The sequence below is a fragment of the Cupriavidus sp. F041 genome, assembly GCF_057814235.1.
This window is the reverse complement of sequence record NZ_JBVASY010000002.1, coordinates 3,400,789-3,413,306: the sequence shown is the minus strand read 5'-3', so window position 1 is coordinate 3,413,306 and position 12,518 is coordinate 3,400,789. Positions and strand designations below refer to the sequence as shown.

11 protein-coding genes and 1 pseudogene are annotated in these 12,518 nt (G+C 62.5%); 8 read left to right on the top strand and 4 right to left on the bottom strand.

What is annotated here, in order from left to right; all coding sequences use genetic code 11:
- Positions 1 to 103: 103 nt before the first annotated feature.
- The 3 genes from ACZY0R_RS33090 to nadC all read left to right on the top strand — a co-directional run bounded on the left by ACZY0R_RS33090 (position 104) and on the right by nadC (position 3,480).
- Positions 104 to 1,294 carry a DesA family fatty acid desaturase gene (locus tag ACZY0R_RS33090; protein WP_488864435.1) on the top strand — a complete coding sequence of 397 codons (1,191 nt, stop codon included), beginning with the start codon at positions 104 to 106 and terminating at the stop codon, positions 1,292 to 1,294.
- Between the two features lie 150 nt (positions 1,295 to 1,444).
- Positions 1,445 to 2,596, top strand: a complete 1,152-nt coding sequence (nadA, locus tag ACZY0R_RS33085; protein ID WP_488864433.1) for a quinolinate synthase NadA — start codon at positions 1,445 to 1,447, stop codon at positions 2,594 to 2,596.
- Positions 2,593 to 3,480, top strand: a complete 888-nt coding sequence (nadC, locus tag ACZY0R_RS33080) for a carboxylating nicotinate-nucleotide diphosphorylase (protein WP_488864431.1) — start codon at positions 2,593 to 2,595, stop codon at positions 3,478 to 3,480. Before nadA ends, nadC begins: the two co-directional genes overlap by 4 nt.
- Positions 3,481 to 3,575: 95 nt before the next feature.
- Here nadC and nadB read toward each other — a convergent pair whose 3' ends face one another.
- The 4 genes and pseudogenes from nadB to radC form a co-directional block, all read right to left on the bottom strand.
- The gene (gene nadB / locus ACZY0R_RS33075) at positions 3,576 to 5,174 is read right to left on the bottom strand and encodes an L-aspartate oxidase (protein WP_035867351.1); all 1,599 of its coding nucleotides are present in this window, start codon (positions 5,172 to 5,174) and stop codon (positions 3,576 to 3,578) included.
- Positions 5,175 to 5,370: 196 nt separating this feature from the next.
- A complete protein-coding gene (gene rpmG, locus ACZY0R_RS33070) occupies positions 5,371 to 5,541 on the bottom strand; it encodes a 50S ribosomal protein L33 (protein WP_006157508.1) in 171 nt (56 codons plus the stop codon).
- Between the two features lie 13 nt (positions 5,542 to 5,554).
- Positions 5,555 to 5,788, bottom strand: coding sequence for a 50S ribosomal protein L28 (gene rpmB / locus ACZY0R_RS33065; protein WP_035867349.1), 234 nt, complete (start codon positions 5,786 to 5,788; stop codon positions 5,555 to 5,557).
- A gap of 188 nt (positions 5,789 to 5,976) precedes the next feature.
- A pseudogene (gene radC, locus ACZY0R_RS33060) lies at positions 5,977 to 6,617 on the bottom strand (RadC family protein).
- A 90-nt stretch (positions 6,618 to 6,707) separates the two neighbouring features.
- Here radC and ACZY0R_RS33055 point away from each other — a divergent pair.
- The 5 genes from ACZY0R_RS33055 (at position 6,708) to ACZY0R_RS33035 (ending at position 12,513) form a co-directional block, all read left to right on the top strand.
- On the top strand, positions 6,708 to 7,199 hold the full coding sequence (locus tag ACZY0R_RS33055) for an FKBP-type peptidyl-prolyl cis-trans isomerase (protein WP_035867346.1): 492 nt from the start codon (positions 6,708 to 6,710) through the stop codon (positions 7,197 to 7,199).
- A 49-nt stretch (positions 7,200 to 7,248) separates the two neighbouring features.
- Positions 7,249 to 8,211, top strand: coding sequence for a 4-hydroxy-3-methylbut-2-enyl diphosphate reductase (ispH, locus tag ACZY0R_RS33050; RefSeq protein ID WP_488864428.1), 963 nt, complete (start codon positions 7,249 to 7,251; stop codon positions 8,209 to 8,211).
- A gap of 781 nt (positions 8,212 to 8,992) precedes the next feature.
- Entirely contained in the window at positions 8,993 to 10,195 is a 1,203-nt protein-coding gene (locus tag ACZY0R_RS33045; RefSeq protein ID WP_045237644.1) for a branched-chain amino acid ABC transporter substrate-binding protein, read from the top strand.
- A 208-nt stretch (positions 10,196 to 10,403) separates the two neighbouring features.
- Complete coding sequence (locus ACZY0R_RS33040) at positions 10,404 to 11,339, top strand: branched-chain amino acid ABC transporter permease (RefSeq protein ID WP_276287479.1); 936 nt, start codon at positions 10,404 to 10,406, stop codon at positions 11,337 to 11,339.
- Positions 11,340 to 11,352: 13 nt separating this feature from the next.
- Complete coding sequence (locus ACZY0R_RS33035) at positions 11,353 to 12,513, top strand: ABC transporter permease subunit (RefSeq protein WP_488864425.1); 1,161 nt, start codon at positions 11,353 to 11,355, stop codon at positions 12,511 to 12,513.
- Positions 12,514 to 12,518 lie beyond the last annotated feature (5 nt).

Genomic DNA, 12,518 nt, shown 5'->3' with positions numbered 1-12,518 from the left:
ATATGACGCAATCATTGAATTTGCAGTCCTTTTTCTGCACATTGTTTGTGGCCCGCCATGTCGTGCCGCACTGAATACCCCTGTTTAATCGACGGAGAACAGTTTGTTCGACACTATTCTTGACTGGGCCGCCAACGGCCTCGCCAACTGGTCCTGGTGGGAAATCGTGATCTACACGCTGGTGGTGACTCACATCACCATCGCGGGCGTCACGATATACCTGCACCGCTGCATGGCGCACCGGTCGCTGGACCTGCACCCTATCGTTTCGCATTTCTTCCGTGGCTGGCTGTGGCTGACCACCGGCATGGTCACCAAGGAGTGGACCGCCATCCACCGCAAGCACCACGCCAAGTGCGAGACCGAAGACGATCCCCACAGCCCGCAGACTCGCGGCATCCGCAAGGTGCTGCTGGAAGGCGCGGAGCTGTATCGAGCCGAGTCCAAGAACAAGGAAACCATCACCAAGTTCGGCCACGGCACGCCTGACGACTGGGTCGAGCGCAATGTCTACTCGCGCTTCGGCTGGCAGGGCGTTGGCCTGATGCTGATCATCGACCTCGCCTTGTTCGGCGTGATCGGCATGACCGTGTGGGCGGTGCAGATGTTGTGGATCCCGATTCACGCCGCCGGCATCATCAATGGCCTGGGCCACTGGTGGGGTTATCGCAATTACGATTGCGAGGACGCTTCGACCAACGTTTCGCCGTGGGGCATCATCATCGGCGGCGAAGAGCTGCATAACAACCACCACACCTACCCGACGTCGGCCAAGTTCTCGATCAAGTGGTACGAGTTCGATATCGGCTGGGGCTATATCCGCGCCATGCAGGCCGTTGGCCTGGCCAAGGTCAAGAAGACCCCGCCGAAGGCACGCCTGGTGGAGGCTCGTCCGGTTGACCACAACACGCTGGAAGCCATTATCGCCAACCGCTATGACGTGATGGCCCGCTATGCCAAGGCGGTCAAGAGCGCCTACAAGCAGGAACTGGAAAAGCTGAAGGAAGCCCGCGTGGCCGAGTACAGCAGTTTCAAGCCTGCCCGCAAGTGGTTCCACCGCGAGGAAACCAAGCTGGCCGATCCGCAACGCCAGCAACTGGCCAGCATCGTCGAGCAGAACAAGTCGCTGCATACCTTTGTGGAAATGCGCCGCGAACTGGCCGCGATCTGGGGTCGCTCCAACCTGACGCGCGAACAGCTGCTGCAGCAGCTGCAGGCCTGGTGCCATCGCGCCGAGGCCAGCGGCATTGAGGCGCTGCACGATTTCTCGCTGCGCCTGCGCCGCTATGCCTGATACGGCTTGATGCCTGACCCGGCGTGGCCTGATACAATTTAGCTCGCCCGAAAGGCCCCGCCCCTGGCGGGGCTTTTGTTTTCGCTAAACTCCCCCAATGTAAGGGCTGGCTGCGAAATCCAGGCGCGCGGCCCCAGAGGAGTATCGGAGATGACCCCCCAAACGATAAAGACCGTCGAGTTCGAGAAACCGAACCTATCGACGGAGTCCCCCGATGGCGGCAGCTGCGTCGCCCATGCCTGGGCCAAGGTGCCCCCGGTGCTGTCGGCACAGGAGCGCACGGCGCTGAAGGAGCGCATCAAGGATTTGCTCAAGCAGCGCAATGCGGTGCTGGTAGCGCACTATTACGTCGATTCGGACCTGCAGGACCTGGCGGAAGAAACCGGCGGCTGCGTGTCGGATTCGCTGGAAATGGCGCGCTTCGGCCGCGACCACCCGGCCAAGACGCTGGTGGTGGCTGGCGTTCGCTTCATGGGCGAGACCGCCAAGATCCTCAGTCCGGAAAAGACCATCCTGATGCCCGACCTTGACGCGACGTGCTCGCTCGATCTGGGCTGCCCGGCCGACGAGTTCGCCGCGTTCTGCGATGCGCATCCCGACCGTACGGTGGTGGTCTACGCCAATACCAGCGCGGCCGTGAAGGCACGCGCGGACTGGATGGTGACCTCCAGCATCGGCCTGAAGATCGTCGAGCACCTGCACGCACGTGGCGAGAAGATCCTGTGGGCGCCGGACAAGCACCTGGGCGGCTATATCCAGAAGCAGACCGGCGCGGACATGCTGTTGTGGCAGGGTTCCTGCCTGGTGCACGACGAGTTCAAGGGCATCGAGCTGGATCTGCTGCGCCGCGAGTTCCCCAAGGCCAAGATCCTCGTGCATCCGGAGTCGCCGGCCAATGTGGTGGAGCAGGCCGATGTGGTTGGCTCGACCTCGCAGCTGATCGCGGCGGTCCAGGAGCTGGATGCCCGGGAATTCATCGTTGCGACCGACAACGGCATCCTGCACAAGATGCGCCTGGCTGCACCCGACAAGCATTTCATCGAGGCACCCACCGCCGGCAACAGTGCAACCTGCAAGAGTTGCGCACACTGCCCATGGATGGCGATGAATGCACTCACCAACCTGGCTGAGGTGCTTGAGCGCGGCCATAACGAAATTCATGTCGATGCCGCCATCGGCCGCCAGGCTGTGACCTGCATCGACCGCATGCTCGATTTCGCCGCGCGGCAGAAGGCCAATGTGCGGCCCAAGGCCGATTTGGCCAGCGAGCAGGCTTTGTTCAAGGGAATCGGTCCGGCATGAGCGGTAATGCAAACGTGAACGCAAACGTCAATCCAGTTTTCGACAGCTACGGCACGGCGCTGGCCGAGGCGCTGGAAGCCAGTGTACGCGCGGCCCTCGCCGAGGATGTCGGCAGCGGGGACCTGACCGGTTTGCTGGTGCCCGCAGGCAAGTCCGCACGGGCTCGCGTGATCGTGCGCGAGCAAGCCGTGCTATGCGGTCAGCCGTGGTTCGAGGCCTGCATGCGCGCGGTCGATCCCGCGCTGCAGGTTCGCTGGCAGCAAGCCGAAGGCACCCGCATGGCACCGGACTCGGTGGTGTGCGAGATCACGGGACCGGCCCGCTCGCTGCTGACCGCGGAGCGGCCGGCGCTGAACTTCCTGCAGTTGCTGTCCGGCGTGGCTACCGTTACGCGCCGTTATGCCGATCTGGTCGAGGGGACGCGCGCGCGCGTGCTGGATACCCGCAAGACCCTGCCGGGCCTGCGCCTGGCACAGAAGTACGCGGTCAAGGTCGGTGGCGGTGACAACCAGCGTCTGGCGCTGTACGACGGCATCCTGATCAAGGAGAACCACATCGCAGCGGCTGGCAGCATTACCGCAGCCATGCAGGCAGCGGCCGCACTCGCTGCGGGCGTGTCGGTGCAGGTGGAGGTGGAAAGCCTGGCGGAGTTGGAGGAGGCGTTGGCGGCCGGCGCGAAATCGATCCTGATCGACAACTTTACCGAGGCGATGATGTGCGATGCCGTGCGTATCAATGCCGGGCGCGCGTTGCTGGAAGTCTCGGGTGGCGTCAATGCGGATACCATTCGCGCCTTTGCCGAGACCGGCGTTGACCGGATCTCGGTGGGTGCGCTGACCAAGGATGTGCGCGCCACGGACTATTCATTGCGCATCATCGAGTAATCTGGCGTTTGAGGCACATCGGTAAGTGGCTGGCCGGAAAGAAAAAGCGCGCTGCGAGGCGCGCTTTTTCTTTGCGTGATGGAAGGCGCGGAACGCTACTTCGCCCGCTCGCGCTTGAACAACGGCTGCATCACGGTCGGCAGCGCCTTGGGCAAGGTCTCCGGATAGTCGCGGCTAAAGTGCAAACCACGGCTTTCGTGGCGCGAATAGGCGCTATCGACGATCAATGAGGCGACTTCCACCAGGTTGCGCAATTCCAGCAGGTCGCGCGTCACGCGGAAGTTGGCATAGTATTCGGCAATTTCCTCGCGCAGCAGGCTGATACGGTGTTGCGCACGCTCGAGCCGCTTGCTGGTGCGCACGATGCCGACGTAATTCCACATCATGCGGCGCAGCTCGTCCCAGTTGTGCGATACAACCACTTCCTCGTCGGCATCCGCCACCCGGCTTTCATCCCAGCCGGGCAGGGTGATGTCCGGCTGGCCAGCCTTGTCCTGGCCGGCAATGTCGAGTGCCGCCGCGCGTCCGATCACCATGCACTCGAGCAGTGAGTTGGAGGCCAGGCGGTTGGCGCCGTGCAATCCAGTGCAGCCAGTTTCGCCGACGGCATAGAGGTTGGCCAGGTCGGTGCGGCCCGCCGTGTCGGTCACCACGCCGCCGCAGGTGTAGTGCGCGGCCGGCACCACCGGGATCGGTTCGCGCGCGATGTCGATGCCTAGCTCCAGGCAACGTGCATGGATGGTCGGGAAGTGCTCGCGCAGGAAGGATTCGGGCTGGTGGCTGATGTCGAGGTGCACGTAATCCAACCCGCGCTTCTTCATTTCGAAGTCGATCGCGCGCGCCACCACGTCGCGCGGAGCCAACTCGGCGCGCTCGTCGTGCTCAGGCATGAAGCGCGTGCCGTCGGGCAGCTTTAGCAGGCCACCTTCGCCGCGCACTGCCTCCGAAATCAGGAAGGACTTGGCGTACGGGTGGTACAGGCAGGTCGGGTGGAACTGGATGAATTCCATGTTCGATACCCGGCAACCCGCCCGCCAGGCCATGGCGATGCCGTCGCCGGTGGCTGTGTCGGGGTTGGTGGTGTAGAGGTAGACCTTGCCCGCGCCACCCGTGGCCAGCACGGTGTGCGTAGCGGTGATGGTCTGCACTTCGCCGCTGGCGTCGTTCAGTACGTAAAGGCCGTAGCAGCGATTGCCCGGCAGGCCGAGCTTGCGCGAGGTGATCAGGTCCACCGCGAAGTGGTCTTCGATGATCGTGATGTTGGGGTGCTGGCGTGCCTGCTCGGTGAGAGTGGACACGACGGCGTGGCCGGTCGCGTCCGCGGCGTGGATGATGCGCCGCCGGCTGTGTCCGCCTTCCCTTGTCAGGTGGTAGCCCAGTTCGGCCTGGTCGTCGCGCGTGAACGGCACGCCGCGGTCGATCAGCCACTGGATTGCTTCGCGCCCGTGCTCGACGATATAACGCGTTGCGCTGTCATCGCACAGGCCCGCGCCCGCCACCAGGGTGTCCTGATGGTGCTCGTCATGGCTGTCGCCCGAGTCCAGCACCGCGGCGATGCCGCCCTGTGCCCAGTCGCTGGCGCCCGTCGTCATGGCGCGTTTGCAGATGATGACAACCCGATGGGTGTCGGCCAGTTGCAGCGCGACCGTCAAACCGGCCAGTCCGCTGCCGACAATGGCGACATCGAAGTTCATGATGCGAGAGACGCGCGCGTGGCGCGGTCGGGAGGCAGGAAAGCTGGAAAGTGTACACCGGCGGCGCGCTTGCGTGGGCAGCGCTGAGGAGTCGCGCCAGTGATGCGGCTTTTGCGCCGCAGAAAAAGCAAAAACCCCGCCTGAGCGGGGTTTCTACTAACATGCCGCGCGATCGGCATGTGGAAGACAAGATCAATTACTTGATCTTGGTTTCCTTGTACGACACGTGCTTGCGGGCGACGGGATCGAACTTCATGATCTCCATCTTTTCCGGCATCGTGCGCTTGTTTTTGGTGGTCGTGTAGAAGTGACCCGTACCTGCAGTCGACTCCAACTTGATTTTATCGCGTCCGCCTTTGCTGGCCATGATGTGCTCCTAATTAGACTTCGCCGCGTGCGCGCAGATCTACGAGCACGGAGTCGATGCCTTTCTTGTCGATCAGGCGCAGGCCGGCGTTCGAGACGCGTAGGCTCACCCAGCGGTTTTCCGATTCAACAAAGAAACGACGATTCTGCAGGTTGGGCAGAAAACGGCGCTTGGTCTTGTTGTTTGCGTGGGAAACGTTGTTGCCGACCATCGGCGCTTTCCCGGTCACTTGACAGACGCGTGCCATGAAGCACTCCTAACTCTTCTACGTGGACAATGTTCGCAACAGATCAACAAAAGGCGCGCTGGCCCGGACTGCAGCGGTTGAGACTTCAGCAAACGAGCATTATAGACCGGAAAGCGATGGTGAATCAATGCCTTCCGTAGTTTACCGTGCAGGGGTGTGCATTCATGCGGTTGGCATCACATGTCGCGTCACAACTGGCCGTGCTCGGAGAAGGAGTGAATGCTGCTGCCCGCCACGACGAAATGGTCGAGTACCTGAACGTCGATCAAGGCGAGAGAGCGGCACAGCGCGCGGGTCATGGCTAGATCGGCCGGGCTGGGCGTGGCGTTGCCCGACGGGTGGTTGTGGGCGACGATCACAGCCGCGGCGTTGTGTGAAAGTGCCTTTCACGCAACCTCACGCGGGTAGACGCTGGTCTGGGTCAGGGTGCCGCGAAATAGCTCTTCGCTGGACAGGAGCCCGTTGCGCGTCGAGAAACAGGCAGTGAAAGACTTCATGGGGCAGCCTCGCCAGCGTCAGGCGCAGGTAGTTGCGCACAGCGGTGGGTGAGTTCAGCGCGCCGGGTAAGTTCCTGCGCCGCCTGCAGTTGCGCGTACTTGGCGCGGCCGATGCCCTTGATGCCGGCCAGTTGCCCGGCGCCGGCGGAAAGCAGGCTGTTCAGCGAGCCAAAATGGTTAAGTAGCTCGCATGCCAGGTCTACTGCACTTTTTCCGGCGACGCCCACGCGCAGGAATACGGCGAGCAGCTCGGCATCCGAGAGTGCTGCGGCGCCGCTACAGAGAAGCTTCTCACGTGGCCGCTCGTTGCTGGGCCAGTCGGTAATGCGCATGACACGATCCCCCCGGAACAATGGCACCGCGGACAAGGCGGCGCTCGGTCGAGTCGCTTACAATACGGGTTGTCGACAGGTTGAGCACTCATGAATTTGCAAACTATTGCTTCCGGTCCGAAGGACGGCGCCGCGGACGGTCGGAAGACCGTGCAGGCGGATTCCTTCCTGACCCTTCACTACAGCATCTCCCTCGAGAATGGCACTGAGATCATCAGTACCTTCGAGGAGAAGCCCGCGACGTTGCTGCTGGGGCAAGGCCAGTTCGCGCCCACCCTGGAGCAGGCCCTGCTGGGTATGCCGGAGGGCGAGCGCATGACTTACCGGCTGGCGGCGGAGCACGCCTTCGGTCCGCGCAACCCTGAGCTGCTGCAACGGGTTTCGCTGGCGACGCTGCGCGAGAACAGCTCGTTCGAAGAAGACTATGCCCCGGGCGACCTGGTGGAGTTCAACGCGCCGGGAGGCGGAAAGTACGCCGGTGTGCTCAAGGAGATCGGGGCGACGTCGGCGCTGTTCGATTTCAACCACCCGCTGGCCGGGCAGACCATCCTGTTCGATGTCCAGCTGATCGGCATTCTCTAAGCAGCACTACCGGCCGGCAACCGCCGGCACCCTTGAATCGAATCCTTGCATGTCTGAGCTCACCACAGCCACCGATGCCGAGATCCTGATGGCGCAGCCGCGCGGCTTCTGCGCCGGTGTGGACCGTGCCATCGAGATCGTCGAGCGCGCCCTTGAACGCTACGGCGCACCTATCTATGTGCGCCACGAAATCGTGCACAACGCCTACGTGGTGGAAGACCTGCGCCGCAAGGGCGCTGTCTTCGTGCAGGAACTGGAGGAAGTACCCCCAGGCTCCACAGTGATCTTCAGTGCGCATGGCGTATCAAAGGAAGTGCGTGCCGACGCCACGGTGCGCGGCCTCAACGTCTTCGATGCCACCTGTCCGCTGGTGACCAAGGTGCATGTGGAAGTCGGCAAGATGCGCGCCGAGGGCTGCGAGATCATCATGATCGGGCACAAGGGCCATCCCGAAGTCGAGGGCACCATGGGGCAGGCCGAAGGCGGCATGTTGCTGGTCGAGTCCGCCGAAGATGTGGTCAAGCTGCAGGTGGCCGACCCCGGGCGGCTCGCCTTCGTGACCCAGACCACGCTATCGGTCGACGAGACGCTGGAGATCGTCGCTGCGCTCAAGACGCGCTTCCCGCTCATCCGCGAGCCCAAGAAGCAGGACATCTGCTACGCCACCCAGAACCGCCAGGATGCCGTCAAGTTCATGGCGCCGCAGGTGGAGGTGGTGATCGTGGTGGGCAGTCCCAACAGCTCGAACTCCAACCGCTTGCGCGAGCTCGCCGAACGCCTCGGCGTGCCGGCCTACATGATCGATTCGCCGGATCAGCTGCGCGCGGAGTGGGTGGCGGGCAAGCGCCGCATCGGGCTGACTGCCGGCGCGTCCGCACCGGAGGCGCTGGCGCAGTCCATCGTCGAGCGCCTGCGCCTGCTGGGGGTGCGCAACGTGCGTGCGCTGGATGGCATCGAAGAGAAGATGTCGTTCCCCCTGCCGCGTGGCCTGCAGCAAGTCACTCCCGCCTGATTCCCCGCTGATTCCGTAGCGGCCGGCGGCTGTCTCATGACGCTGCCGGCACCGGCTGGCGCGGACCTTATTTTCCAGATTGGTGCATCGTCCCCGCGCCGGCCCCCGGCCGGGGCCGCAGCGCGCCCGCTGCGGCTGGCGCTCACCTTGCTTCCCACTTTCCCGTCCACGCCCGGCCTCGCGCTCTGCCCAAGCGTTGCAGGCAGGCCCGGCGCAATCCAGTCCAGGCTGGTGCAACTGGTTGCCGCCTGCTTCGCACCACTCCATTGCCACGGTTGCACCAATATATCGCATCGATATATAGCCTGGTATTCCTTGGATAATGCGCATGCCCGCCGCCGCGGCCCTTGTACCTGTCTGCACTAAAAGACAACCAAGGGAAATCCCTGTAATTGGGGATTTCCCTATTATGGTGCTGGCGTGCTCGCTCGTTGTATATGAATGAGGCGGTTCATATTAAATGAAACACCTATTTAATACGGTGCCTGACCGAGTGACGCAAACGCTGCAAAAGTGGCCTCTACCCTACGGTAGGCACGAATCTTGTTAGTATCAACGGCTAGCCTCCATGTAGGCGGGAATTGCCCCAATTTGTGCATTGGGGAAATTCCCTAGCTCATTTGGCGGGTTAATCCTTCAGGTTGTTGCGTCGCATATTGCATCCGTATAAAAAGGGAATACAATTCGCGCGTTTCAAATTGAAACTAAACTAAGGCGGTTCAGGGGAAACGTCCGGGGGGCGTTGGTTTACCCTGATCATGTGAATCCTAGGAGATCACTCATGCAAATCACGTTTGCCAAGATTCTGCCGATCGCAGCCGCAGTGGCGCTGGTTACTGCTTGCGGCAAGAAAGAAGAAAAGCCGGCCGAGCCGGCAGCGTCGGCGCCTGCCGCGGCAGCGCCCGCAGCCGGTGGCGGCGAAGTTGTAGTCAAGATCGGCCACGCGGCACCGCTCACCGGCGGTATCGCTCACCTTGGCAAGGACAACGAAAACGGCGCTCGCCTGGCCGTGGAAGAAGTCAACAAGGCCGGCCTGGAAGTCAACGGCAAGAAGGTCAAGCTCGAACTGGTCGGCGAAGACGACGCGGGCGACCCCAAGACCGGCACCGCCGTGGCGCAGAAGCTGGTGGACGCGAAGGTCGTGGCCGTGGTCGGTCACCTGAATTCGGGCGTATCGATCCCGGCCTCCAAGATCTATAGCGATGCCGGCATCGTGCAGATCTCGCCGTCGTCGACCAACCCCGACTACACCAAGCAAGGGTTCAAGACGACCTTCCGCGTGGTCGCCACCGATGCCCAGCAGGGTCCGGCACTGGCCAACTACGCCACCAAGAGCCTGCACGCCAAGAGCGTGGCCATCGTTGACGATGCCACCGCCTACGGCAAGGGCCTGGCCGACGAGTTCGAGAAGACCGCCAAGGCTTCCGGCGTGAACGTGGTGGCGCGTGAAGCCACCAACGACAAGGCCACCGACTTCAAGGCCATTCTGACCAAGATCAAGGGCAAGAAGCCCGACGTGATCATGTACGGCGGCATGGACGCCACCGGCGGCCCGTTCGCCAAGCAGGCCAAGGAACTCGGCATCACTTCCAAGATCGTTGGCGGCGATGGCGTGTGTACCGACAAGGTGGCCGAGCTGGCCGGCGATGCCGTGCAAAACATCATCTGCTCGGAAGCTGGCCTGGCACTGTCGAAGATGGAACAGGGCGCGGATTTCGACAAGCGCTACCAGGCTCGCTTCAATGCGCCGGTGCAGATCTATGCACCGTTCACCTATGACGCCGTGATGGTCATCGTCGACGCCATGAAGCGCGCCAACTCGACCGAACCGGCGGCCATCCTGGTCGAGATGCCCAAGACGAACTACAAGGGCCTGATCGGCAACATCGCCTTCGATGAAAAGGGCGACATGAAGGAGGGCACCATCACGCTGTACGAGTACAAGGACAAGAAGAAGACCGTCCTTGACGTCGTGAAGATGTAATCCGGGCTTACCGGCCCATCCGAACGGCACCGCGAGTATGTTGCGGTGCCGTTTTTTTAGCCTTGCCTTACATGCAGCATCCTTACCATGGGTGGAGTAGGCAGGCCGCTTACCAGCAAACAACCGCACTACCAAGCCACCCACATATCAACGTCCCCCCGGCATCCACACCATGTCGAGGGAAATTGGACGGAAGCAAGGAGTTTTCATGGATATCCTTATCCAGCAGATCGTGAACGGTCTCGTGCTCGGCAGCATCTATGCGCTGATCGCACTCGGCTACACCATGGTCTACGGCATTCTCGGGATCATCAACTTCGCCCACGGCGACGTCCTGATGATCGGCGCACTGACCGCTTTGACTGCTATCCTGGGATTGCAGAAATTTGCCCCCGGGCTACCCGAATGGCTCACGCTGGTGATCGCGACGCTGATCGCCATGCCGGTCTGCGCCGTGCTGGCGTACACCATCGAGCGGGTGGCCTACCGGCCGTTGCGCAACGCGCCACGACTGGCCCCGCTGATCACCGCCATTGGCGTTTCCATCATCCTGCAGACCGTGGCGATGATGATCTGGTCGCGTAACCCCCTTACCTTCCCGCAACTGCTGCCCTCGGAGCCGATCGATATCGGTGCCACCGGCGCGACCATCACGGGCAAGGAAATCGTCATCATCGGCATGGCGCTGATGGTGATGGCGGGCCTGCTGACCCTCGTCAACCGCACCAAGCTCGGCCGCGCCATGCGCGCCACCGCCGAGAACCAGAAGGTGGCGGGGCTGATGGGCGTGAACCCGAACTTCGTGATCTCGGCCACCTTCATGATCGGCGCCGCGCTGGCAGCGCTGGCCGGCGTGATGATGGCCACCAACTACGGCAATGCCCACTTCTACATGGGCTTCATCCCGGGCCTGAAGGCGTTCACCGCCGCAGTGCTGGGCGGCATCGGCAACCTCGCCGGCGCCATGGTCGGCGGCATGCTGCTGGGCCTGATCGAAGCGCTGGGTGCCGGCTATATCGGCGATCTCACTGGCGGCGTATTTGGCTCCAACTACCAGGACGTGTTCGCCTTCATCGTGCTGATCATCGTCCTTGTCTTCCGTCCGTCCGGCATCATGGGCGAGCGGGTTTCCGAACGCGCCTAAGGAGAGAGAATCCATGAATACCCCGATTCCATCCCCGGCGGTGCCGGCAGCGCCGCTGACCAAGACGCCGGCCAAGACCATGGCCGCGTTGCTCGGCTTCCTGGTGATCGCCCTGTGCGCGCCGTTCCTGGTGCAGACGCTCGGTGGCAACTACTGGGTCCGCGTGCTTGATTTCGCGCTGATCTACATCATGCTGGCGCTTGGCCTGAACATCGTGGTGGGCTTTGCCGGCCTGCTCGACCTGGGCTACATCGCTTTCTATGCCGTAGGGGCGTACCTGATGGCCTTGCTGGGCTCGCCCCACCTGGCCAACCAGTTTGAGTGGATCCACCAGCTTTTCCCGCATGGCCTGCACCTCTCCATGTGGTTCGTGCTGCCGCTGGCCATAATGGTGGCGGCAACCTTTGGCGTGTTGCTCGGCGCGCCAACGCTCAAGCTGCGTGGCGATTACCTTGCCATCGTGACCCTGGGCTTCGGCGAAATCATCCGCATCTTCCTGAACAACCTTGACCGCCCGCTCAACATCACCAATGGCCCGAAGGGGATCACGGCGGTGGATCCGGTCCACATCTTCGGCTTCAATTTTTCCAAGTCTCACGAGATCTTCGGGCTGAAGTTCACGCCGGTGTTCATGTACTACTACCTGCTGGTGGTGCTGGTGATCGCCATCGTGTTCATCTGCCTGCGGCTGCAGAATTCGCGGATCGGCCGCGCCTTCGTGGCCATCCGCGAAGACGAGATCGCCGCCAAGGCGATGGGCATCAACACCCGCAACATCAAGCTGCTGGCCTTCGCCATGGGCGCGTCGTTTGGCGGCGCGTCGGGCGCGGTGTTCGGCGCCTTCCAGGGCTTTGTCTCGCCTGAGTCGTTCGTGCTGTGGGAGTCCATCTACATCCTCGCCATCGTGGTGCTGGGTGGCATGGGCCACATCCCCGGCGTGATCCTCGGCGGTATCTTGCTGGTGGGTTTCCAGGAAATGCTGCGCGCCGTGGCGGAGCCGGCGCAGAACATGCTCTTCGGCCATACCATCGTCGACGCCGAAGTGCTGCGCCAGCTGCTGTTCGGGCTGGCCCTGGTTGGCGTGATGCTGTATCGCCCGGCTGGCTTGTGGCCGTCGCCGCGCAAGGAAGACCGGCCGGTGATCCGCCGCCCGGGTAGCGTTGGCCGTTTCTGACCCGG